This is a genomic window from Nitrosomonas ureae (genome assembly GCF_001455205.1).
Taxonomy (GTDB): domain Bacteria; phylum Pseudomonadota; class Gammaproteobacteria; order Burkholderiales; family Nitrosomonadaceae; genus Nitrosomonas; species Nitrosomonas ureae.
In genome coordinates, this window is record NZ_CP013341.1 from 359,983 (window position 1) to 385,362 (window position 25,380).

Below are 25,380 nucleotides of genomic sequence, written 5' to 3' on the forward strand. Positions count from 1 at the left end.
TATTTAAAGATTGCAATTTTACACGAGAAGATGTACTTATCGCTGATCATCCCATGAGTGTGAAAAATATGATGACTGCTGATCCGGTTTTGCTTACTGCAGAAATTCGCGCAATAGAGCATTTAACCACCCAGCTGCCTGAACCTCCCCGGTTAATGGAAAAAGCGGGATTAGCCGCAGCCCAAATCATCCGTGATCAATTGCACAAGAAAGCCAACCCTCACATATTGGTACTCGCCGGTCCGGGCAATAACGGCGGCGATGCCTTCGTTGTGGCACGTTATTTGAAAGAATGGGAAAATACCGTTACCGTGGTTTTCCACGGCGATCACAATCGCGTTCCACCGGATGCCAAGCAAGCAATGCAAGCCTGGCTCGAAATCGACGGTGAAATACTTACTGACATACCCGACGGCAAGCAAGACTGGGATGCAGTAATTGACGGCATATTCGGCATTGGTCTGAATCTGTCTCAAAGCCGACCCATCGATGGTAAATATCGAGAATGGGTGGATACCGTCAACCAAATGAATATTCTTATTGTAGCGTTGGATATTCCTTCCGGGCTCGGCAGCGATGATGGCTGCATTTACGGTGCGGCAATCCGCGCCACCCTCACCGTAACCTTTATTGGATTCAAACCGGGCCTGTTCACGAACTTCGGACCGGAATGCTGCGGCATGATCGTTTTATGCGACCTGAATATCCTGTTATCCTCACCCCCAAAACCACATATCTGGCTGTTGAATCAGAAGCTTGCAAATTCCCTTCTGCCACCGCCTCGCCCTATTAACAGTCATAAAGGTTCATTCGGCAACGTGGCGATTCTCGGCGGCTCCAGCGGTATGATAGGCGCTGCTCTGATGGCAGGCCGGTCTGCCTTGCATCTGGGCGCGGGGCGCGTGTATCTCGGATTACTCGCAGAGAACGCACCGCCGGTCGATTTCTCACAACCGGAATTGATGCTACGCACTCCATCTGAGTTGTTCTCATTGAGTTCATTAAGTTGTCTGGTGGTTGGCCCCGGTCTGGGACAATCCGCGCAGGCATTGTTGTTGCTGGAGACTGCCTTACATAGTGAATTCACGCTGGTGCTGGACGCCGATGCACTCAATCTGATTGCTTCACATCCTGATCTAGCCAGAAACCTCAGCCAGCGTAATGTACCGGCTATTTTGACCCCACACCCTGCCGAAGCTGCACGCCTTCTGCATATCGACACCGCCACCGTGCAAAACGATCGAATGCATACCGTGCATCAAATCTCGCACAGTTTTAATTGTTATGTCGTATTGAAAGGCGCTGGCAGTATTTGTTGTTTCCCGGATGGAAAACGTTATCTGAACACCAGCGGTAATCCTGGACTGAGTACTGCTGGCACCGGCGATGTATTAGCCGGAATTATTGGAGCATTGATCGCTCAAGGTTTGAAACCCGGGCAGGCCCTATTGCTTGCTGTTTACTTGCATGGCGCTGCAGCAGACCACCTGCTGCAGAAAAATCATGGATCGCTGGGAATGGTTGCATCGGAGGTTATCGGTGTCGCTCGGCTGTTGCTCAATCAGTGGATCTGCCAAAACGAGGATTCTTCAAACTCTTTGCATGACACCGTATGAAACATTAATAAACTTCGTCTTTCATTGGCAAATAACCCGGGTAATCTTCTCAGTTGAGGCAATCCAGGTACTGGGCAAAAGAACAAAGAAGCAAATAAAATAACTTGCTACGCTGGCACAGCATGTAGTATTTGCTGATATTGGGTCTTGGCGATTTGTGTCACTACATTGAATCAAATGGTGTTAACCGGATCTAAATTCTGACTTTTACAAATTTCATCGGCTGCCACAGCCTCTTCAGCTGCAACAATCTGATTCTTACCATTTCTCTTCGCAAAATATAACGCTTCGTCAGTACGTTTAAACAAATTTTCCTGAGATTCCCCCGGCTGATATTGTGCTACGCCAGCGCTAAAAGTAATTAACAATCGATTGTTTCCATGCAAAAAGAATTTCTTGGTTAAATAGCGCCGTATTCTCGCAACTGTTGATATCGCCGCTTTTAACCCGGAATTAGGCAGCAAAATTGCAAATTCCTCTCCACCATAACGTGATATCACGTCATCCCGACGCACAGTCTCTTTGACCGCTTCAACCAAGTATTTCAATGCATCATCACCCACATGATGTCCATGCGTATCGTTTAACTGCTTAAAATTATCAATATCCAATAAAGCAAAGCAAAGTGTTCCCTGGCTGCGAGCCAATTGCGTAATCTCGCGTTCAAATGCCTTATCAAATCCTCGTCGATTTAGTGCACCCGTAAGATGATCTTCTTGTACTTGTTCGCTCATTTCCTGCAATTGCGTTTCAAGCTGATTGATTTGATTTTGTGCTTCATTAATTTCTGCACGCGCAAATACCAAGTCATTGCGATATTTCAGGACATTATTCCGCACTTTTTGGGTATCTTGCATTATATCGGCAAGTAACTGATTTATATCATCAATATTATTGATATGATTGATTCTTTCAGAGTAGTATTCCAATTTTTCATGATACCCGCCTGTAGCATCTGAAAGTTCCTCAAGATTGGAAATTAGAGAAGTTACCATTTGCCGCATGGTTTCCCTGGCTTTGCCCAGGCTTTGTTTTACTTTGATCTGCCTTTGTATTATTTTTCCAAGCGAAAATTCAGCTTGCGCGAGTATCTGCATATCCAGTGGCCTAGACATGGTTTTCTTTAACTTGGAAACCTGTAACTTAATCCACTGATCTTCAGACAACAATTCACTGGTGCTATCCATCAGCATGCTTAATAATTTAAGCAGACCTTGTTGTATATTCGATTTGTCCTCATTACCCAATTCCAACTTGACACAGAATCTCTGAAAGCTAGCCATGAATTGTTCCATTCCCAGCTTACTTTGAATTTTTTTAACCTGCTTACCCAGAGATCTGGCCTCGCCCGCCAGAATTTTATCTTCAATCTGATTAGCAATAACTTGTTCCAGAGTCTGCGCCAACAATTCCAGCAATTGATCTGTATAGCCGCTGATTTGATATTCTTGTGCCAGAATATCTTCTTTGGGTTCAGATTGTTGCTTAAAAAAGTTTGCATCTGATACCGGTATCGATATGTTCTCTATACTCTCTTCAGACTCTTGATAAATAGAATCCGAACCTTTCCATGACTGAACCAATGCTATTAATTTGGTGTAAGCAAGTTCAGGATCATCAGAAAATTCATCCAATACATATTTTATTTTTTTTCTTTTATTTACATTCTCAGAAAAATTTTCCGAATCAAAGAGGTCATCGAATAAGCTGTCAATAATTTTTACCCAGGATGTTCCAGGTATAGATTTTGCAGTTTCAATCGGTGGAACAGTTTTATTAGAAGCCGTTACGGTTGCAACAAATTTTACCAATACAGATTTAAAATCAGACCAACTCTTATCTTTCACCGCCAGTTCTAAGTTATTGGCACAGTTGAGTAAAGGCGGTGTATGACGCGGAAATTCTTTTGCCAGTTCCATTAGTAATTTTGCCGTAACAGCACAAACCTGACTATCCGGATTACCTGCTATTTGGTTGTACAGCTTAAAGTAGCTTTCAGGCGTAGGTTGGATTTTGAGTATAGCAAGCTGCTTTAATGTCTCCCGTGCAATCACGGATGGGCTGGCATTAGCAAACTGATTCATATAATCGCTCCCTGCGATTACCGGACAAAAACTTTAGCGATACAAATATCAGCAATAACATAATCTTAATGATCTCAAATTGATTATCAACAATAAACATCAAGCTTGTCACTTAATTACTCACAGCCATTTGATTCTTACGATGCTAGAAACCTATATTAGACTCACCTCGTGAATTTATGATTACGGAATTTTGAGTGCTTCATTGATACTTAATCTTACAAATCAATTTTATCGCGGATAATTATCCAAAAATTTTTTGCTGAACCGCAGCAATCGAAAAATCATCCAGCTCATTTTAATTTATTTTGTATTATAAGATGTTCACATGACATCAAGTAGGAAAAATTAACGGCATTTACGACCCCATTTCTTAATAAATAAATATAAATATATATAAGAAATAGATTTTTATTATATCATGTGATTATCACCTCGCATCAAATCAAAATAACTCCTTCAACTCTTCCTACATGCACTTATTTCTTGTGTTTTCCAGCCGAATACTCCCAAATTGCTTGATCAACCGAATATGATCTTCCTCAAATACCGGAATTAGAATAAAACCTGAAGTGGATAATCTTTGTATTTCCTTGAACGGGATTACTGGCCAATACGATCTACCCGGAACATTTCTCCGCAATTGGATTTTTCTTGTACTGGCGCATTCATGATCAATTTTTCAAGATCAGCGCCCGCAATTAAATCACCAGACAGACTCAACTGAATCTCCACCATCATTCCTTGCTGATTGCAATTCAGTTTAATTCGGTCTCTAGCAGAGGAACCCAGTACTGCTTCCAAGCGATTAAGGAAATCTTCCGTGCGTACCTTCTGGTTAATTCTGCGATTCATAAAATAAGCCATACCGGAATCATTAAACTGTCGTACCAAATCAGCAGACAGATCAAAAAATTCATTTATCGACCAGTTTTCCTGACAACTGCCATGTTTGTGCCACTCATGCCGCTCAAGGCAAGAGCCAGCTATCACGCTGGGCATTACTTCTGCCAATGATGCTTGAGAAGCGGTATCCAATTGAATTGCCGGATAATCACAAAATTCATCTTTCTTCTTTTTTACAGTACCGCAGAATGCATAATTTTTATTGCAATTTTTTTTGTTCGGCCACAAACCATGCAATGCAAAATGTTTGGCGTGATATGCATCTGGATCAATTATTTCACATTCCGGCTTGTCCGGCTTAGTCTCACAGAAGGCAGGCTGCCATGTTAGCGCCAGCACATAACTATCCGCTTGACCTGCAGTATTGCAGTTGTTATCACTTTCGCCACTTTCATTATCTCCCGTGTCTTCGCCTGTTATCTGGGCCTGACCGCAGGTCGCGCTTACCCAACGTGCTTGAGGATTAACCCTTGGAAGAACAATCCGATACCAGGCAGGAGGGTTTGGTTTGGTGACCTCGATAATATCGTACCGGTTACCCGCCAGAATTTGTGCATTATCCGGATTGATTGATTTATTTTTTGATACAAAGGCTGGACAAGATTGCTGTGCGGAGAAAATTCCGCGCACTTTATTTGCAAATACGGGCTGAGCAAACCAGATCGCCAGTCCGGTCAGAAAAATTAGAAAAACTCTACCATTACGAAATTCCATGCTGATCTTGCCCCATTGCGCTGCCACTATTCCAAATGGCTGCCTATCGATCAAACAATGATATTGTTACCCGTATAAGCCACAAACCGCTGAACTACCGTTTATTTCATCAAGAACTGATTTGCAGGTGCTGGTTTTCCTATGTAATAGCCTTGAGCATAATCAATATCCATTTTTTCTATCAATAAAAGTATTTCTGCACTCTCGACAAATTCGGCTGTAATTTTTTTGCCAAAACCCCTCGCAACACTACAAAGTGCATTCACCAGAATAAGATCATCGCTGTTTTCGGATAAGTTACGTATAAACGAACCATCAATTTTTACCACATCCACCGGCAATTCCCGCAAATAATAAAATGACGAGAAACCAACACCAAAGTCATCCAGCACAAAACCGCAACCCAACTCTTTAATCTCCACCATTAATCCGCGCGCACCGGGCAAGTCTTCCAGTGCCGCAGTTTCAGTGATTTCAAACATCACACATGCCGGATCCATCTGATGCAATGCCAATTCTGCCTTGAGAATGGGCAATAATTCCGGATCGTTGAAAGCATGCGCAGATAAATTGATTGAGAAATTAACTTGAAATCCAGCTTGATAAATTTCGGCCACTTGCGCTATGGCCTTGCGCAGCACCATATGATCAATTGCATGGATTAATCCGGTATGCTCTGCAGCGGGAATAAAATCTGCCGGCGATAACACGGTGCCATCGATATCCTGCATGCGCAACAATACTTCATAATGTGAAATTTTCTTCGATTTAACATGCATAATCGGCTGCAAATACAATATAAAATTATCATGTAAATGCGAATACTCGATTTTTTCTTTCCAATATACCAGCGTATGAATACGTTCGCGGCTGCGGTCCTTATCCGAGAACAGATACCAGGCATTCCGCCCCATTGCTTTTGCCTGATACATGGCGAGATCAGCGGCTGCCAGCAAATCATGGATGTTGGCACCGTGTTCGGGAAATAAGGCAATCCCGATACTGGCTGAAATTTTGTGAGTACGATTATTGATCGTCAATTGTGCCAGACTCAGTTGATCCAACACCTTCTTGGCCACGCCTATTGCTCCGTTGGCATTAATTTCCGGCAATATGATCGCAAACTCATCCCCCCCGAGACGGCCTGTAATATCATCCGCTCTAATGTTTTGCGCCAGCATACTCGAAACCATTTTAAGCAATGTGTCGCCGGCTTGGTGCCCGCTGGTATCGTTGATATACTTAAAGCGATCCAGATCAAAAAATAACAGAGCACCCGGGTGGTTATACCGCTCCGCGCGACTAAGTACCTGCTCCAGTTCTTCACTAAAACGGCGCCGGTTAAACAAATTAGTTAACGGATCGTGATCAGCCAGCCAAGCTAAGTGTCCTTCAACTCGTTTATACTCGGTGACATCCAGACCGACTGATAAAATTGATGGTTCATCGGGAGATTTCCAGGATAAATGCGAGTGCAGCCAGGCAACATGACGCGTTGTTCCATCCTTACAATGCGTTATAGCCTCATGACGCAATTGCATTCTCTGTCCGGTATGAATTTCTTTAATGTGAAAAAGCAGATCGTGTGATTCATAATCCGGGATTAAGATATCCAGAAAAGATTTACCATACAATTCATTTTCCGAATAACGAGTCAGCATCTCTCCATAAGCGTTTAATGACATAATTTCGCCGTTAGAATCCTGCGTTAACACAATTGCCTGTGCCGTATCCAGCAAATTCTTCACAAAATCTCTTTCTTTACTGAGCTCATTCTTTTGTTCAATCAGCATTTCAGTCCGGCTGGATACTTCCTGTTCCAGCTTTTCCAACTGTAGCGACAAAGACACAGCCGCTTCCGAAAGCGTATCGACTTCATCTCTAAAACGTTGTATGCGCCCTGTAGAAGCCAGAGACAAGCGGAATTTCTCAAACTGTCCGTTGGCGAGAAGTGGAAGTACAAACGCCACATCTTTAAGCTTTGCCAGTAGCCTGGTAAAAATAAGAAACAACAAAATTTCAGAGCAAATTAACCCCAGCAAACCGATTAATGCAATTTTCCAGATGGAATCATAAATATTATTTACTGCCGCTGTAACATCCGTGATGATAACCAAATGGGCTTTATCCGGTTCATATGAATTGAGCGGGAATATTTTTAATTGAAAATGCTGATCATTCCAGCGCACTTGAATTCCATCGCTCAACGCAGACATATTCGTATAGTTCTGAGCCGCCTTATTGAGAATTTCAAGATTTCTTTCTTTGCTGGTTAGGGCTGAAATATAGATATCCCAATGCGAAAAATCAGAATCGCCTTGTTTCAGATTATCCTGCTCTTTGATCAACAAGCCCATATCGGCGCCGGAGAGTCGCTTAAATGCCAAAAACACGTCCGCTAAGGAAATTCCCATAACCACGACACCCACCTTCTTTCCTTCTACCAGTAGAGGCGCAATAATGTATTGGATGCAACTTTCCCGGCAAAGTAGCGGGTTGATCGGCCGTTCGGGCTGATTAACCTGGCGTACCCAATTTGACAGTAAAATACTGTCATCTATATTGGTAGCCAAACTGTCCCAACTGGCACTCAATTGATTCGAGGGATTATAGAAATGAATGAATTCAACACTATTATGAAATTGCAACAGTGCCCAATGCGAATCAAAAACATTACTGATCGCTTCTTCATCATTCATCAGCAAGGGTTTTTTCATGCCGTCCAGGAACGGAATCATTTCAGCCAGCTGATATAAATTCTGCGAAGTGTTCTGGATCAGACTATTGACTTCTCTGGAATAACGGCGGTAATTATCTTCTCGTTGATTGTCAAAATTAGCCATTAAACCCAGGTAGCTAACAAAACAAAACAACATTACAACGGCCAGCAATATCAAACTGCTGCTTAATGAAATTTTCCATCTCAGACTGCGGAATCTACGGCTCTTATGATTCGGAGCAATAGGTGCTTTCTCCAATTTAACCTCGGAACTAGTTCCCATCAGAAACCTGCCTAAAAGCGATAAGAGGCCTGAATTGCGTAAAGATGCCAGTGTTGATCAGTATCAAATGGTCGCCCCGTTTTTAGATCAATTGGATTATCTAACCCTGATAACCATGCGGTGCCGTTCACATAATGATATTCAGCCCGCAGCATGAATTGCGGTGTAACATTCCAACGCAAACCCACCGTGATATCTTTGGCGAAACGTGAATGCGCTAAACCACTCCGACGTGTGGGACTTTCAGCAACCCAATCCTTTCCGTCGCGATCTGATCGATCAGTAAATAGCGCGTCATATCGCACAATACCTTCCCATTTTGGAGTAAAGCGATATTCACCCTGGAAGTAATAACTCTCGCCAACGAAATCTAAACCATTGAGCCCTCGGGCAGTTGGCTCGGCGACTCCAAAATTATTATTATAGTGGAAGGGACGTATCGCATATTCGGAAGTCAACGTCCAGCGCTCTGTATTATACTGAGCAGAAAAAAAGACAGGCGTGAACTGCAATGCACCTGACCCTATCAGATCGTTCAATTTGTTATTAGGATCGTAGGATGTATTCAACCATATTCCGCTGACACCGAGGCGAAGTCGTTTGTCGTTCGTTTCAAATATTCCACGACCAATGTACGAAACTTCCCGATTCAAGCTTCCTGGCCGCACTAACCCAAGCAGTGAGCTCTCAGTATCTCTATTATCCACGACAGGCAGTGTTACTCCAAATTGAGTAGAAAACGTACCCCAATTAAATATTGCCGCATCGCCATAAAGTTGCACAGAATCACTTGAAAGTCCCAAATTTCGGGTACGATCAAAATAGATCGACTGCGGCAGTAGGATGCTGGGACGCGTAAATGCCACGTCCCGGGTTTCATTATAGAAACCGAAGGGATTCTTCAATCGACCCACTCGAATGCCAAATTGGTTAGCTTCGTGAGCATACACCTGATAATCGATAATAGCATAATCTAAGCGTGGCATGCCTGAGCTTCCCTCACCGGCACGACGTGACAACACTTGCGCCGAAAGTTGCAGTCTCGGGAGTGGCCGCACCGAAGCATTGAGTCCCGCTTCTGTAAGCCCAAAGCTGCCACCGTTGTCACTATTCCCAAAAACATTATTATCGGAAGTCGTAATGTAGGCCTGACTGACAAAACCATGAAACTGCAAATCTCCTGGACGGTCTGTCGAACGTAACCATTGCATCGCAGTACTTACCAATCCGGGTTTTTCGGTGACGCTACTGACCTCAGTCTCGGTAACTTGAGCAAGCAAGTCTGTGCTTTTCAGTCTTTTATTAAGCGGCTTGATCAATTCAGATTGCTTTTGCGCTGGAGATTCCTGAGCTTGAGCAGAAATACTTCCAATCGCAAATAACAAAATAACCCCCTTGGCAACCCATTTGGATGGATTCCCAAAGTAGCTATTTAATCTGGAGCACGTTAACATTTTCATTAATATTGGCTCTCCACAAATAACCTATCGCCCCTGGGGTATTAGCAACCTTGTCAAGCATCTCTTCTATTGAATTAACTCTGACAGGCGCCTGACCTGTGCCCGAAAATACTAAGCGATCCCAGGTAGACCTTAACTGATAAGGAAATACGTTCAATTTTTCCTTCGAGACTGCCTTATGTAACTTATCCTCATCGGATAATACAAATACCCGAATCTTGGTTCCATCCGGCCAGGTTTTCAGGCTCATGCTAAAAATGGAGCGCAATGAATTGACCGTGAGCGCGGTTTCGCTGACATTCGGATTAGTTACAATCTCATAGTGATCATTTGCCCTGACATCTGCTTTAACACCCAGAAAACAGATAAATAGCGCAAACCCAAAGTAAGATCTGGCTCTTGACAAACTGTAGAGTGATATTCGAGCTTGTATTGAGAAATGAAATAAATTCAAGAAACAGATCCCTGATTCAAGGCGGATATTCCATTAATTGGTATGGGCAAGGTTATACTCGCCACAATCAGTTACAACTTCCCATGCATCACGATGCTCGTTATACATTTTTTCCAAAGCATCTTCCACTTTCACATAATAAGGCCTGCGAATACCGTGGTAATTAACCGGGGGACCAATCGGATTAAAATTCAAACCATAAAAACCCATCAATTTATTCAGTGCGGGATCCGCTACTGACAGCCAATGCCTGATGTTATATTTGACTGACATGCGCATTACCCCTGCCATAAGTACCAATCCGATACTAAGTGAAGAGCGACGATCTGAGGAACGCCGATCTTGTTGGGTACCTCTCTGCTCCCTTTCCGGTTGTACTCCTCTTTTCTCACCTTCAGTCTCTTCCACTTGCTTGCGACGATCCCCTTGGCGCCGATCAAACCGACTAACAACCAAGAAACGTGAAATTTCAGCAGTTTGTTGACGGGGCAATGCCTTGATATCACACAATTCGGGATCCAGCTGCCCATATAACTCTACCGGTAGAGGCTTTTCAGGCTTGGATGAATCGGGCAAAATCAGTCTTACGGTACCAATAAATTCTCCGGTAGGACGATAGCGCAAAAGAACGTGTGAGGAGTGACTGTCGTAACCATCCCTTTCCATTTGGTCCGGACACAATACCGGATCAAAGCCGGGCAAACGTTGTTCAACACATAATACTTGATAGCGAATCCTGTAAACATGTTCCAGCAGTTCAGCGGTATCAGCGACAACAAGTTCAAAGAATTTCTGAAAGTTTTGATACAAATCACTCATAGAATCACCTAGTTCGGGTTTAAAATTCACTCTATTCATATTTAAACAAATTCTTAAGCAATTTGTAACTATTCAAAAAATGAAGATGATAATGAATTGGTTAATAGCATGCGTAGAAATCATATACCGCATCTACGCTATATCATCAGTGAAAAAACGCAACAACTATAGTGTATTTTCTATTCTATCAGCATAAAACAAACACTTTTTCATGCAACAAGTAATACCTATTAATTGCCCCTAGCCATTTAAGTATATTTAAAGCGAATATTCAACTGCTTTGCACAATTTATCGAAGAAATTCAGCATGACCCCACCCCCATACACAATATAAACAACATTTAAACTGAGTGCAAAGAACTTTATCAAAATGAATGGTATCGATTAGCCCGCTTTATCGCAGATAAAATAATAATTTCTGCGGCAAATCGTTGCTCAAACCAATACTTCAATCGGTGGAGGATGATCAAGAAATGCTGTCGGACTGGCAGTCAAACCATAAGCACCTGATTGTAAAACAACTACTAGGTCGTTTACGGATGCCCGAGCCATTACCATTTGATCCGCCAGCTTATCCAGCGGCGTGCATAGCGGCCCCACGACTGAAACAATTTCCCTTGCGGTACCTTGAACTTTGTTGCCGATAACGACAGGATAGTTTTTGCGGATAACTTGACCTAAATTCCCGGAAGCCGCCAAGTGATGATGCAGCCCGCCATCCGTTACGAGAAAGACTTGCCCGCGCGACACCTTACGCTCCAGAACACGACAGACATAAATGCCTGCCTCGGCAACCAGATACCGTCCCAACTCAAGTGCCACCGCGGTTTCCGGTAATTGCTGTTTTATTCTTTTTATCAGACGCTGCAAATTGACTCCAATCGCTGCAATATCCAACGGCTGGTCACCCGGAAAATAGGGCACTCCGAAGCCGCCGCCGATATTTAGCAACTTCACCGGTGATGTTGCATATTCAGCCAGTTGAATGGCAAGCATAACGATTTTTTCATGCGCCTCCTGAATCGCTGCCGCATTCAGATTCTGTGAGCCGCTAAAAATATGAAAGCCAACAAAATCCAAGTCAAGTAAATCCAGCCGCTTCAACACATCGGGCACACATTCGGCATCTATGCCGAATGGTTTGGAGCCACCACTCATTTTTATCCCGGAAGACTTGAGCTCAAAATCCGGATTAATGCGAATGGCAACTTTGGGAGCAATCCCTAAATCTACGCCTTGTTGTGCGATCGACTCCATTTCCTGCGGCGACTCAATGTTCAGCACCACGCCTGCAGCAATCGCACTGCGCAACTCATGCACCTTTTTCCCCGGACCGGCAAAACTTATCTTTTCAGAGGTTAGAATGGTATCCAACGCAACCCTCATCTCCCCTGCCGAGGCCACATCCATGCCATCGACCAAACTTGCCAGATGCTGCACCACAGCCGGCATGGGATTCGCTTTTATCGCGTAGTGCAACAAGATTTCCGGGGGCAAATTCTGGCGTAGCAGTTCAACCCGTTCGGTAATTTTTTTCCGATCATAGGCATAAAACGGCGTGGTACCCACCCGATCCACCAATCGGGTCAATGCCATTCCGCCTATCTGCAAACAATCGTTTTGCACAGAAAACTGTGCAAGCGGTGCATGTTCCAACAGTTGATTGATCATCAGTCGTTTCCGCTAAATAGTAGTTGTAATTGCCGGGAAAGAAATTTACGGTCAATTTTGCCGTTTGGATTGAGCGGCAGTTTTCCTTCACGCACTTCGAGATGACTGGGCACCATATAAGCGGGCAATTGTTTCTTGCACGCGCTTAACAACCTATCAACATCCGGCTGGACGCCCTCCCTGGCAGTAACAATCACAGCGATCGCCTGCCCCAGCATCGGATGCGGAATGCCAAAGGCAACTGCCTCGGCGACACATTCCGTGGCGTAGATAACCTCCTCGATTTCGGTCGGGCTCACGCGATAACCGGAAGTTTTGATCATTTCATCACGGCGTTCGATAAAGTACAAAAAACCTTCTTCGTCCATTTGCACCGTATCCCCCGACCACGCAGCAATTTCTGTAAGCGTCAACCCAGCCTGACGTGACTTGATGGGTTTGAAACAGGTCACGGTCTTCTCTGCATCGTTCCAGTACCCCATGGCTACCAGAACACCTCGATGCACCAATTCACCGGGTTCGCCCGGCACACAATGCGACCCATCTTCCCGCAGCACCATGACCTCGGTATTCGGAATCGCTTTACCGATAGAACCAGGACGTCGGTTGATTTCTTCCGGCGCCAGATACGTTGAGCGGAAAGCTTCGGTAAAGCCATACATCAAAAATATTTTCGTAGCAGGCAGAGCGTGGCGTAATTGATCTAATATCGTACGGGGTATGGCCCCCCCCGAATTGGTGATATAGCGCAACGCAGGGACTTTCTCCCAATGCAGCTGTGCAAGTTGAGCCCACAAGGGTGGTACAGCGGCTAATCCGGTAATGTGCAATTCTTTGACAACACCGAGGATGTCGCGCGGCAGCAGGTAATTCATCAATACATTTGCCGCACCTGCGTAAAAAGCTGTCGTCAGCTGGCTTAATCCGTAATCAAAGCTCAACGGCAGCACGGTCAAAATCCGGTCATCAGAGCAATTCTGTAAATATTGCGCAACACTTTTAGCACCGGCAACCAAATTACGATGCGAAAGTACGACACCTTTGGGTTTACCCGTACTGCCAGAGGTATAAATGATGGCCGCCATATCGTTATCGATCGTTGGCACACCCATATTGACGCCCCCCATTTCTTCCCAGCAAACAACAGAAAAACCGGGGATGACCGCAAGTTTATCTTTGCCATCCACCAGCACAATCGTATGCAAATCACGACAGGATAACAAAACGGTTTGCAATAATTTCAATCGCTCCAGCGAAGTGATCAGTACCCTCACATTGCAATCGATCAAAATATAAGCGACTTGTTCCGGTTTTAATACCGGATTGACCGGAACAAAAACACCCCCCGCCGCCGCTGCGGCAAATAATGCTACGACCGTCTCGAAACGTTTCTCAAGATACACTGCAACCCGCTCGCCCCGGCTTAAGCCAAGAGCCCGCAACCCACCCGCCTTTGCTTCAACTTGCCTTGCCAGCATGGCGTAGCACATGGATTGATCCTGATACCACAATGCTTCAGCATCCGGCGACCGCTCCGCGGTTGCGAAAATCAGGTCATGAATTAAATCGGTCATTTGTCAAATGCATGATGATCATACGCATCAGTTAAAAATCAGTGGAATTAAATTGCGCACATTATAATCGGCTTTAAGCCGTAAGCCTCGATGAACATGCATCCTGCTTGGCAATAGCCGAGGTAAAAGAAACACTGGTTTTACGGAATCGCGTAAACTATCCTATTCCCAACATTAGGCATTACAGTTAATACAACAATCATGATAGTACGTACACGATTTGCACCCAGCCCTACCGGTTATCTGCACATTGGCGGCGCACGCACCGCCCTTTTCTCCTGGGCTTATGCACGCAAGCACGGCGGACAATTCATTTTGCGCATTGAAGACACTGATCTGGAACGCTCCACCCAGCAGTCGATCCAGGCGATTTTGGACGGCATGGCATGGCTGGGGTTGGATTACGATGAAGGACCGTTTTATCAGATGCAACGGCTAGCGCGCTATCATGAAGTGGCCGAACAATTACTGGAAAATAATCAGGCCTATTATTGCTACGCCACCAAGGAAGAACTGGAACACATGCGTGAACAGCAATTGGCCGCCGGCTTGAAACCCCGTTATGACGGACGCTGGCGTGATTCCCAAGAAACCCCGCCGGCCGGTGTAAAACCGGTGATCCGGCTGAAAAATCCATTGGAAGGTCATGTCACATTCAATGATCTAATCAAGGGAAAGATTACGGTCGCCAACACTGAGCTGGATGATCTGGTGTTATTGCGTGGCGATGGCGTGCCGACTTATAATTTCAGCGTCGTGATCGACGATCTGGATATGAATATCACCCATGTGATACGCGGCGACGATCATGTCAACAATACCCCGCGCCAAATTAACATTCTTAAAGCCCTGAATGCGCCGTTACCCGAATATGCGCATGTCCCGATGATCCTGGGTGCCAACGGTGAGCGTCTGTCCAAGCGCCATGGCGCAGTCTCGGTGATCCAATACCGCGAAGATGGTTATTTACCCGAAGCCTTGCTGAATTATCTGGCCCGACTGGGATGGTCGCACGGTGATGAAGAGATTTTCAACCGCGAGCAATTGGTCGAATGGTTCGATTTAGCTGCAATTAACCGCTCTCCGGCCAAATTCAATCCGGAGAAACTGCACTGGATCAACCAGCAATATCTCAAAACCACTGATAATGCGCGTTTGGCTGAATTGGTAACACCTTTTCTTGCAAAAGACCATTGCCAAATTGATGACGGTCCCGATTTAGCGCTGGTTGTCGATTTACTCAAGGAAAGAGTCAATACCATCGAAGAATTGGCCGATGCGGCGGTGTATTTTTATCGCCCACTGGAACCCGCCGATGAACTGAAAACGCAACACTTAACCGCGGAAGCTAAGCCAATCATGCTCGGTTTGCTGGAAAAATTCCAGCACATTGAATGGACACGCGAATCGATTCATCAGGAAATAAAGACCGCCGTGAAGGAACACAACGTTAAATTTCCGAAAATTGCGATGCCGCTGCGCCTCATGGTAACCGGAGAGATTCACACGCCATCAATCGATGCAGTGCTGGCGCTGCTCGGACGCGAAGAAACGCTCACCCGCATGAACAGCCATCTTAGCAATTTCCAGGATTGATCTTTTCTTTACAATGAATCAAGGCATCAGTATAATCCTCCTTCCTTTGCTCAGGGGGTATAGCTCAGCTGGGAGAGCGCTTGCATGGCATGCAAGAGGTCAGCGGTTCGATCCCGCTTATCTCCACCAGTTAATTTTAACAACGCGAAGCTGTACCGACATAACACTTTGTCCCCATCGTCTAGAGGCCTAGGACATCGCCCTTTCACGGCGGTAACACGAGTTCGAATCTCGTTGGGGACGCCAAATAAAACAAATACTTAAACAAATTTAAGTCTTTTTGTTTCTTCCTTGCATAATTTGTGTGTACTCTGTGAATATATTCCGAAGACAACTTCGAAGTTGGAGTTGTAAAAATCTTATCACTGGAATGGTTACGCAGATACATAAATAAGTTGTAGCCTGATGGGCAACCGATAAAGTGAATTGTGTTTTATCTCTTTCACTTAGGTCACCTCTGCTGACAGTATAAGCTGCTTTTAGATGTGCCCGGGATTATTAAACCATTTCATACCCCCCTTGAAACAGAAAAATAGACACGCTCTCTCAAGGCGTGCTGAATCTTTTTCTCCTAATTTTATTCAATGTTTGTAATCGCACGGAAGCAACATTCATATGCCATGATAATTACTTCCGATTATAACTAATGAATGATTCGTTCCCAGGTTTCGGAAAATCATTCAACAACGCTAACAAACAGGAGGATCAGTATATGCCAGGCTCTTTTAATCAAGACTCTGCCGCTCGGGATCGCGCAGCGGGTGCCATTATAGGCGCCTTCGTTGGAGATGCGTTAGGTCTCGGCCCTCATTGGTATTATGACCTGACGGCGCTCCGTCGGGACTACGGCGATTGGATCACGAACTATACCGACCCCAAGCCCGGCCGCTACCATTGTGATCTCAAAGCGGGGCAACTTTCCCAGGGGGGCATTATTCTCCGCCTGATGCTGCACTCCCTCATCGAGCACGGCGGCTATGATGAAGCGGATTTCTGTCGGCGCATGGATGAGGAAATATTCCCGTTGCTCAATGGTCTGCCTGTCAACGGACCGGGCGGATACACTCAGCAGTCGATTCGCGACACTTGGCGCAAACGTGTCCAGCAGAATCTGCCTTGGGGAGTAGAAACGGGGGGGCCTGCGGACACCACCGAAGGAATAGGAAGAACGCTCGCCTTGGCAGTGCGCTATGCCTTTCAACCGCGGGAAATGGCCGACGCCATCGCTAGCAACACTCGCCTTACCCAGAGGGACGAGACTGTTGTTGCTCTTACAGTCGCATACGGGGCGGTACTCGGACTTCTGGTACAGGGGAACAAGCTCGACGGCCATCTTTCCGGCAAGCTCATGCGGCTGGCAAGAGCGAGAAAACTGCCCTTCCATACGATGGCGCATACCGACTTGCAGCCGCCGCAGAAGGATCGCCCATTGGAAAGTGGTTTTTTTATCTCACCAGACGCCCTGCTCACCCCCTCCTATGTCGCAGATGCCGCTATGGATCCCGATGTCCGCATAGAGCCTGCCTGGAAAGTTTCCTCCGTTTATGGCATGACGTGCGCTGTATATCACCAACTTCCCGCCGCCTATCATCTTGCAGCCCGCTTTTCGAACGATTTCGAAACGGCGGTACTCCACGCTGTAAATGGCGGCGGTGAAAATCAGGCGCGCGCTGTTCTGACCGGAGCGCTCGTCGGAGCTCAGACCGGGTTATCGGGTATACCCAGGCGCTTCCTGGAAGGCCTCGATGAAACCGGCATACTGCAGCGCCTTGCGTTGGAGGTGGCCTCAAAAGTGGGAGTTTCAGTTGCGACCGATGAAGTAAAAAATCAGGAATATTGATTTAATGGCATGTCACAGGTCTCTGATATATTTTATATTTGTCCTGAATGCATCCCAGACTTCGTCCATCCGCCCCCCCAGCGCCAGCTTGGCTTGAGACTGTATATAACGGGACATTACACCGACCGAAGTGTGCGGTGGCAAAGTCGGCACATGTGGATTAGTGAACACATTCACCAGCGCTGGACCGTTATGCAGCAGAGCTTCTTGAAGAATATTTTCGAGCTCATCAGGATTAGTGACCGAATAGCCTCGTATACCGCAAGCTTCCGCCACCCGCGCAAAATCCGGATTGATCATTTTAGTCTGCCAGTCGGGCAAACCGGCAACCTGCATTTCCAGTTCGACCATACCCAGACTGCGATTATTGAAAACAATCAGTTTTATCGGCAGTTTATATTGGGCAATAGTCATCAGATCTCCCATGAGCATCGAAATACCTCCATCTCCACAAAATGCGATGACTTGGCGTTCGGGCGAGTGTAATGCGGCGCCGATTGATTGCGGCATCGCATTGGCCATCGATCCGTGAGAAAAACTACCCATCAATGTGCGCTTTCCGGTACCGTGCAGATAACGTGCCGACCATACTGTACTCATACCCGTATCTGCAGTGAAAATGGCATCGACATCGGCTAGCCGATCAATCATCGCGGCAACAAACTCAGGCTTAATCAAGTTTTCCTCTCCGGAATCAGCAGCATGCACGCGGAGATCTTCCTCCACTTCGGCATAATCCGCCTGACAGGCATTTAAAAAACCAGCGTCGGTCTTGGGATTAATTAATGGCAACAACTTTAATAACGTGGGGCCGATATCACCGCACAGGCCCATGTGTAATGCAACACGCCGCCCCAGCCGTTCCGGCTTGTTGTCGATTTGTACAATGTTAACCGAGCTATCGAGAAATTCCTTCCAAGGAAAATCGCTGCCGAGCATGAGCAGCAGCTTGCCCCCGGTGATGGCGCGAGCGCCGGCCTTGTTGCCCAGTAAACCTGTCAGTCCGACAGCGTAAGGATTGTCGTATTCCAACATCATTTTGGCTTTAAGCGTATAAGCCATTGGAGCTTTGAGAAGACGAGCCAACTCAATCACCTCTGAACGAGCATCAGCACAGCCAACACCGGCATAAATGCCGATGTCCTCAGAACCATTAATCAATTCCGCCAATAGCTGAATCTCAGGGTCGGAAGGGGTTATAACCGGCTGTGGCCGGTACAAATCGGCACACAGTGCATCATCATCGGCGTTGCATGTCATCAAATCCCCAGGAAAAGCACACACGCCTACACCCTTACGATTCCATGCATGCTGAAGCGCTTGTTGCAACATTCGCGGCAATTGCTGCGGCGTCGTCGCCACCTCATTGTAATAACTGCATCCATCGAACATGAGCAAGTCGGTGGATTGAAAGCTTTCAGTTCCGTAATCCTCGGAAGTAATGGTCGAGGCGAGAGCCAACACGGGTGCACCCCAACGATGAGCATCGTAAAGACCATTAATGAGGTGGACATGCCCCGGCCCGGAACTGCCAGCACAGCAACCAATCCCACCCAGCACGCTTTCAGCCATCGCTGCATAGGCGCCAACTTCCTCATGGCGAACGTGAATCCAGTCAATATTGCCATCCCGTCGCAAAGCATCGTTGAAGAAATTCAGACTATCGCCAGTAACGCCATAAATGCGACGGATACCGGCAGCTTTGAGCATTTCGACCAATTGTTCGGCAACGGTACGACCCATGGAATTCTCCTAAATGTTTAAGTGCGCTGAATTCAAACAGAGAAATATCTAAATAGGCAGGATGCTCCGGCTCTAACAAATTCTTTACAGAAACGAGCAGTAAGTGAGTACATATGCAATGCTCGTGCTTGCACTTGAATATCTACCTATCCAATACTTATATGAGGATAGATATTAAAACAAAGGCATTCGAATTTCCGTTCGTTATCGTACATAACCTCTGCCGTCAAATCCATTCTTAAACATACGCTTAATCAGGATGATAAGAAGCTGAATCTCACATACCCCCCAACAACAATCAATACTTGATGTTATTTATTGCCGGGATAAAACCTTGTACACACCTGCAGCAGAAACACCGAACACTATATGAGCAGTGACTGTAATCCAATCCCGCGTATCAACAAACCACGGGAAAATCATGACAAAACCGTACATATTCATGAGGAATAATCCCAAACCATATAAGCCACCTGCGATCAGTGAATTTGTTATGTCAATACCGCGAATCAGCCAGGAAAGGATAATCGCGTAAGCGATGGAAAGACCGAAGTGGAGCAATGTTGCAATGAACATTACATACCAATCGAGGGTTGCTGGAGGTGGCAAAACTCCCTTCCCCAAAATGATCGCTGCCGCAAACCGGGCATCACGATACAGAATCGAAGGTAGCTCATCCCAGAATAACCACCACAGAATTATCTGTGCGACGGTTGAAAATATCCCCGCAGCTACTCCTGCATACAATGCAGGCAACCAGAATTTATACGACTGATTTCGCACCATTTTGATATTAATCCAATCATTTCAGAATGATCATTGCATTTTCGTAAATACAAGATATCGGAACAAGCGGCAGGAGATTACGAAATCGACAGAAATTTTTCAAAACCGCTAGCACAAGCAGAAAGGGCGAAGTTGCTTATGGCCAGCACAATTTACGCAGCGATAGTATGCAGATCTTCTTGCAGCTTGATTACATGGACTCCAAATTAGACTACGCACTCACTATTTTCTATTTCTTAGGAAACGCTGATTAATTGGCTGCACGAGCGAATCACTTCGTTGCACGATACTCGCGCAGCCGGTGAGCTGCCAAGATAGCTTGCTCCCCACTTATTATCGATATTTATTACCACACTGACTAACTCTGATACTATAAAACGGGATTAGAAATCCATTTTTTCATATTGTTATGTTTATAATGCTAGAAATTTCCGGAATTGTCAGTTGCAACAACGGGCAGATACCCTGTAGGATCATCCGCTCTCGGCTACATAATACTCCCGAACATCCTAACTTGGAGAATCCATCTGCTCATGTCCGACACAGCGATTACAGTTTACGATTATTTCGATGAATCCACCTGGAAGCGAATTAAAGCCTTCTCCGACACGCACGAAACACCATTCCTGGTTGTTGATCTCGCGACGATTGATCGCCAATACGATGAAATGTCGCGGCATTTTCCGTACGCGCGCACCTATTACGCGGTCAAAGCCAATCCGGCACCGCAAGTCCTGACACTGCTCAGAGATAAAGGCGCATGCTTTGATATCGCATCGACTTACGAATTGGATAAGGTGCTCGCACTTGGCGTGACACCCGATCGAATCAGCTTCGGCAATACGATCAAGAAAGCCAAGGACATCCGCACCTTCTATCAGAAGGGAGTACGCATGTTCGCGACCGATTCCGAGGCAGATCTGCGCAACATTGCGAAAGCCGCGCCCGGTGCGCGCGTCTACACCCGCATCCTGACAGAAGGTACATTGACCGCTGATTGGCCGCTGTCGCGCAAATTCGGCTGCGAGAGTGACATGGCTATGGATTTGTTGATCCTGGCGCGCGATCTCGGCCTCGACCCCTATGGCGTATCGTTCCATGTCGGATCACAACAGCGTGAAATCGGCGCTTGGGATGCGGCGCTCGGTAAGGTAAAAGTAATCTTCAATCGCTTGTGGGAAGAAGATCGCATTAAGTTGAAGATGATCAACATGGGCGGCGGCTTTCCAGCCAACTATTTGCAACGCACGAACGAACTCTCGATCTACGCTGAGGAGATTGCGCGATTCCTGCACGAAGATTTCCTGGATGACATGCCCGAGATTATCATTGAACCGGGTCGTTCAATGATTTCCAATGCTGGCGTGCTGGTCAGCGAAGTCGTGCTGATCTCGCGTAAATCGCGCACAGCACTGCATCGATGGATATACACCGATGTCGGGAAGTTTACCGGGTTGATCGAGACACTTGACGAATCAATCAAGTATCCGATCTACACCGAGAAGAACGGCGAATTTGAGAACGCGATCATCGCCGGACCGACATGCGACAGCGCAGATATCATGTATGAAAACTATAAATACGGCTTACCGTTGAATCTCGCAACTGGGGATCGATTATATTGGCTGTCAACTGGCGCCTACACAACGACATACAGCTCAGTGGAGTTCAACGGGTTTCCGCCATTAAAGGATTACTACATTTAACCCCAAAAAAATGTGCTCTATATGAGCACTTCATCGCAATCAAATAAAAGCTTGAAGAGATTCAGGCTGTTTTATTTTCCAGCAACAACATTTGCGTAAATCTCAGCGACCAAAAAATTCACTTCGCCAGCTTCAACAAATCAAACACCACCTTGGCAAAACCCGCCGCTTTGACGGGATCGGATAATAATTGCATCATCTGATTCTGATGCGCCTCGCTGCTATCCATAACGGCGTCATCAACGGCTTTGATAAAATCCCCCAGCATCGCCTGTTCCGGTGAATTATTGGCGATTTGCTTCATGACCAGGGCATTCTCACTGACTTTATCGCGGATGGTATAGGCGTAATTCACCAGGTCTTTCTCGGTCAGATGGTCGGTAATAAAAAGCTCATTCAAACGGCTGATGATGTGCGACAGAAATTCTTCCTGTTTATCTTTAGCGCTTGCCGTGCCTAGTCCCTCACCGGGTTTAAGTTGATATTCGCCAGTATCTTGTTGTAACTTCAAATCCTGCTGGCGAATTTTGGACAGGCGGTAATGACTGAGCAATACGCCGCTTAAATCGATGCTATCTTCTTCCATCAACGTTTCGCGCAGCATCGGGCGTAAATGCCGCGCATACAGGCTGAGTTTTTCCAATAATTTGTCGTCGTAATCGACGATCTGCGACATGAATTCATAGAACCGCACAAATGTACCCAAATCTTTTTTAAAGATATCGAGCGCGTCCTTCTCTTTTTTGCACTCTTTAAAGCTGTTTTCCGCATTGGCGATTAGCACCGTATCACGGGTTTTCTTGGTACGCTCAAACATTTCCTTCGCCAATCGGTAGGCTTCCACCGCGGATTGATAACGTTTTTGCCAGCGTTCTACGGCGGGCTTGCAGATATTGGCAATGGCGGCATTGCTTTTGTTTTTGACGAAAAAAGCATCGCAGAACTGCTCCACTTCATTCCATGTAAAAATACCGGCAGCCCGAAGTTTATCAAACAGATCAAAAATCAAGTCCGGGTCGGAAACATCGACCAGTTCAGCAATCTGGTAATAGGGCTGAAAGGCGTCGAGAATATCCTGTGGTTCATTGAAGAAATCCAGAATAAAAGTGCCGGTTTCTGCTTTGCCGGGATAGGTGCGATTCAAGCGCGACAGCGTTTGCACACATTCCACACCGCCAAGTTTCTTATCCACATACATGGCGCAGAGTTTGGGTTGATCAAAACCGGTCTGGAATTTGTTGGCGACGATCATCACCTGATAGTCATCGGTATCAAAGGCTTTGCGCATGTCGCGGCCTTTCAGATTGGGGTTCATGTTGCTTTCGGTAAATTTCTCACCGAGCAACGCGGTCGCGTTCGGATCTTTCTCGCTAAATTCCACTTCGCCGGAGAAGGCCACCATGGCATGAATCTTTGGATAACCCTGTTGCGCAATATATTTATCAAAACCCAGTTTGTAGCGTACCGCTTCCTTGCGCGAACTGGTGACAACCATCGCTTTTGCCTGTCCGCCTAACAGCCCCTGCACATTGGCACGGAAATGCTCGACGATGACTTGCACCTTCTGCGCGATGTTGTATTCATGCAGGCGCACCCACTGGTTGAGCTTAACCTTGGCTTTCCTGCTTTCGACTTCCTGATCTGTGCTCCGGATTTTCTGCGCCAGGTTATAAGCCACCTTGTAGTTGGTGTAATTTTTCAACACGTCCAGAATGAAACCTTCCTCAATCGCCTGACGCATGCTGTACACATGATAGGCTTGCGGCTTATTGGTTCTGGATGGCGGTTCATTCGGATTCGGCAAGCGGCCGAACAATTCCAGCGTTTTGGTTTTGGGCGTGGCCGTAAACGCAAAATAACTCAGATTATTGGAAGCGCGGCGCGAGGCTACGGCGGCGTCCAGAATATCTTCGCTGCTGAGTTCTTCTTCCCCGTCTGCTTTCGCATCGATCATCAAGACTTCTTTCAATTGGCGCGCGGTCGAGCCGGTTTGTGACGAATGCGCTTCATCGGCAATAACCGCATAGCAGCGTGTTTTCAAACTGACGCTGTTCTCAATCGCGCGCAACACATACGGAAAAGTTTGAATGGTCACAATAATGATCGGCTGCGAATTTTCCAGCGCGGCAGCCAGCTTCTCCGATTTGGAACCGTCGCCTTCCTGACGATTGATGCGCCCAACCACACCATCCACATGCTCAAACTGATTGATCGTATCCTGCAACTGATCATCCAACACCGTCCGATCGGTCACCACAATCACGGAATTAAACAACTTGCTGCCCTGCGGGTTGTAGAGTGACGATAACTGATGCGCCACCCAGGCTATCGAATTGGATTTCCCCGAACCGGCGCTGTGCTGGATCAAGTATTTATGGCCGGAGCCCTCAATCCGCGCTGCATTCATCAGCTTATTGACCACATTCCATTGGTGATAGCGCGGAAAGATCAGGGTTTCTTTTTTGGTTTTGCGCCCTTCCCAATCTTCCTTTTCTTCAATCTGCAAATGCACATAGCGCGCGAGAATCGTCAGCAGATTATCCGGCAATAAAACTTCATTCCATAAATAATCGGTGGCGTACCGGTTCACATCCTTGGGCACATCGTTACCTGAACCGCCTTCCGCCGTGCCTTTATTAAACGGCAGGAAGAAGGTGTCTTCGCCTTCCAGCCGCGTGGCCATATACACTTCGTATTGGCTCACGGCAAAATGCACCAGCGCACCGCGCTTGAAGGTCAACAACGGCTCGGGCTTTTTGGTGACGGGATCGGTCGCAAAGCGGGTGGTTTTGTATTGCTGGATGGCGTTGAACACCGCCTGCTTGAATTCCGATTTCAGTTCCAGTGTCACTACCGGCAAACCATTCACAAACAGCACCAAATCGATGCGCCACGCCTTGGCTTTCGCTCCCGTCTGAGTGAGATGCTCACCCGTTGCCCACGACGAATACACCAGCTCCGGCACCACGCGACAACGGTTCTTTTGGTATTTCGCGAGCGTATCCGGGTTTAATTCATGTTCCGGTTTGAATTGGCACAAACTGAACCGCGTGCCGCGGTCACGCAATTCATGGCGCAACACGCCGAGCGTGCCGAAAGTGCGCATCGCCTTGTCGGCGGCGTTGGGATCGGACTTATTCAGCTGATTGGCCACGCGCTCCAGAAATTTTTGTTCCGGGTTGGACGGATACAATGCACAGAATTTCTGCCATTGCTCATCCTGCGTTTCCTTGACAAAACCCAACAAGTCTTCCGGGTATAAAGCCAGTTCGCGGTGATAGTTTTCTGCCTTGCCCAACAGCCAACCACTGCCGATCAGGTGCCTGAGCATGTCATTTTGGAACGTTATTTCATTCGTCTTTCCCATTCATCTTTCCTTAACCACTTCATCTTCCGGTTGCAATGAAAT

The 25,380-nt window shown here is 46.4% G+C and carries 15 protein-coding genes and 2 tRNA genes; 6 read left to right on the forward strand and 11 right to left on the reverse strand.

The genetic code is table 11. The features are described 5' to 3' along the window. Positions 1-53 precede the first annotated feature (53 nt). Positions 54-1,616, forward strand: a complete 1,563-nt coding sequence (locus ATY38_RS01760) for an NAD(P)H-hydrate dehydratase (RefSeq protein ID WP_235590364.1) — start codon at positions 54-56, stop codon at positions 1,614-1,616. A gap of 173 nt (positions 1,617-1,789) precedes the next feature. Here ATY38_RS01760 and ATY38_RS01765 read toward each other — a convergent pair whose 3' ends face one another. The 8 genes from ATY38_RS01765 to ATY38_RS01800 all read right to left on the reverse strand — a co-directional run bounded on the left by ATY38_RS01765 (position 1,790) and on the right by ATY38_RS01800 (position 14,300). Next, on the reverse strand, positions 1,790-3,700 hold the full coding sequence (locus tag ATY38_RS01765; protein WP_062557781.1) for a GGDEF domain-containing protein: 1,911 nt from the start codon (positions 3,698-3,700) through the stop codon (positions 1,790-1,792). Positions 3,701-4,303: 603 nt separating this feature from the next. Then, complete coding sequence (locus ATY38_RS01770; RefSeq protein ID WP_062560052.1) at positions 4,304-5,320, reverse strand: ribonuclease T2 family protein; 1,017 nt, start codon at positions 5,318-5,320, stop codon at positions 4,304-4,306. Between the two features lie 101 nt (positions 5,321-5,421). Continuing rightward, positions 5,422-8,322 carry a bifunctional diguanylate cyclase/phosphodiesterase gene (locus tag ATY38_RS01775; RefSeq protein ID WP_062557782.1) on the reverse strand — a complete coding sequence of 967 codons (2,901 nt, stop codon included), beginning with the start codon at positions 8,320-8,322 and terminating at the stop codon, positions 5,422-5,424. Between the two features lie 11 nt (positions 8,323-8,333). Further along, a complete protein-coding gene (locus ATY38_RS01780) occupies positions 8,334-9,782 on the reverse strand; it encodes a porin (protein ID WP_062557783.1) in 1,449 nt (482 codons plus the stop codon). Beyond that, positions 9,751-10,236, reverse strand: coding sequence for a type 2 periplasmic-binding domain-containing protein (locus ATY38_RS01785; protein ID WP_143023449.1), 486 nt, complete (start codon positions 10,234-10,236; stop codon positions 9,751-9,753). The genes ATY38_RS01780 and ATY38_RS01785 overlap by 32 nt, the downstream gene beginning before the upstream one ends. 33 nt (positions 10,237-10,269) lie before the next feature. After that, positions 10,270-11,055 carry a PEP-CTERM/exosortase system-associated acyltransferase gene (locus ATY38_RS01790; RefSeq protein WP_235590365.1) on the reverse strand — a complete coding sequence of 262 codons (786 nt, stop codon included), beginning with the start codon at positions 11,053-11,055 and terminating at the stop codon, positions 10,270-10,272. A 435-nt stretch (positions 11,056-11,490) separates the two neighbouring features. Beyond that, positions 11,491-12,726, reverse strand: coding sequence for a pyridoxal-dependent decarboxylase, exosortase A system-associated (locus ATY38_RS01795; RefSeq protein ID WP_176767912.1), 1,236 nt, complete (start codon positions 12,724-12,726; stop codon positions 11,491-11,493). Further along, positions 12,726-14,300: an acyl-CoA ligase (AMP-forming), exosortase A system-associated gene (locus ATY38_RS01800; protein WP_062557785.1), complete on the reverse strand. Its 1,575-nt coding sequence runs from the start codon at positions 14,298-14,300 to the stop codon at positions 12,726-12,728. Before ATY38_RS01800 ends, ATY38_RS01795 begins: the two co-directional genes overlap by 1 nt. A 201-nt stretch (positions 14,301-14,501) precedes the next feature. Here ATY38_RS01800 and gltX point away from each other — a divergent pair, with 201 nt between their 5' ends. The 4 genes from gltX (at position 14,502) to ATY38_RS01820 (ending at position 17,736) form a co-directional block, all read left to right on the forward strand. Continuing rightward, positions 14,502-15,896, forward strand: a complete 1,395-nt coding sequence (gene gltX, locus ATY38_RS01805; RefSeq protein ID WP_062557786.1) for a glutamate--tRNA ligase — start codon at positions 14,502-14,504, stop codon at positions 15,894-15,896. A 53-nt stretch (positions 15,897-15,949) separates the two neighbouring features. Next, positions 15,950-16,025, forward strand: a tRNA-Ala gene (locus tag ATY38_RS01810). Positions 16,026-16,066: 41 nt separating this feature from the next. Further along, positions 16,067-16,142: transfer RNA gene (locus tag ATY38_RS01815), tRNA-Glu, on the forward strand. Between the two features lie 400 nt (positions 16,143-16,542). Next, positions 16,543-17,736, forward strand: coding sequence for an ADP-ribosylglycohydrolase family protein (locus tag ATY38_RS01820; RefSeq protein ID WP_335337906.1), 1,194 nt, complete (start codon positions 16,543-16,545; stop codon positions 17,734-17,736). Positions 17,737-17,748: 12 nt separating this feature from the next. Here ATY38_RS01820 and ATY38_RS01825 read toward each other — a convergent pair whose 3' ends face one another. After that, complete coding sequence (locus tag ATY38_RS01825) at positions 17,749-19,479, reverse strand: thiamine pyrophosphate-dependent enzyme (protein WP_062557788.1); 1,731 nt, start codon at positions 19,477-19,479, stop codon at positions 17,749-17,751. A 315-nt stretch (positions 19,480-19,794) separates the two neighbouring features. Continuing rightward, the gene (locus tag ATY38_RS01830) at positions 19,795-20,265 is read right to left on the reverse strand and encodes a hypothetical protein (protein WP_062557789.1); all 471 of its coding nucleotides are present in this window, start codon (positions 20,263-20,265) and stop codon (positions 19,795-19,797) included. A gap of 533 nt (positions 20,266-20,798) precedes the next feature. On the opposite strand from ATY38_RS01830, the gene ATY38_RS01835 reads away from it, so the two are divergent. Continuing rightward, entirely contained in the window at positions 20,799-21,971 is a 1,173-nt protein-coding gene (locus tag ATY38_RS01835; protein WP_062557790.1) for a type III PLP-dependent enzyme, read from the forward strand. 118 nt (positions 21,972-22,089) lie between these two features. Here the strand turns inward: ATY38_RS01835 and ATY38_RS01840 are convergent, their stop codons facing one another. Continuing rightward, positions 22,090-25,338 carry a type I restriction endonuclease subunit R gene (locus tag ATY38_RS01840; RefSeq protein ID WP_062557791.1) on the reverse strand — a complete coding sequence of 1,083 codons (3,249 nt, stop codon included), beginning with the start codon at positions 25,336-25,338 and terminating at the stop codon, positions 22,090-22,092. Positions 25,339-25,380 lie beyond the last annotated feature (42 nt).